Annotated in this window: 1 protein-coding gene; it reads right to left on the bottom strand. The window is 53.3% G+C overall.

All coding sequences use genetic code 11. The features are described from left to right. Window positions 1–338, bottom strand: a 338-nt coding sequence (locus tag EN804_RS35575; protein ID WP_281407932.1) for an NAD(P)-dependent oxidoreductase, incomplete at both ends; no start/stop codon positions are given.

Raw genomic sequence — 338 nt, 5'->3', positions numbered from 1 at the left:
ATCCGGTATGAGTTTTCGGTAACAAACCCGATATGAGGCGTCGCGATCACATTGTCAAAAGTCCGAAGCGGATGATTACTGGGCAAAGGCTCATGATCAAACACGTCCACTGCAAGACCTGCGATCCTCTTGGTTTCCAGCGCAGCGATCAAAGCTCCTTCATCGACAAGCGGACCTCGTGACGTATTCACGAGCCAGGCTGTTGGCTTCATCAATGCCAGCTCCTCCTGACCGATTACGCCCTTCGTTCGCTCCGACAGAACAAGATGCAACGTCACACAGTCGGACTCGCGAAGAAGCGTCTCTTTTTCAACCCGTCGCACACCGGCAACTTCTGC

Source organism: Mesorhizobium sp. M8A.F.Ca.ET.161.01.1.1, assembly GCF_004792105.1.
Classification (GTDB): Bacteria; Pseudomonadota; Alphaproteobacteria; order Rhizobiales; family Rhizobiaceae; genus Mesorhizobium.
This window is presented reverse-complemented; position numbering and strand designations above follow the sequence as displayed.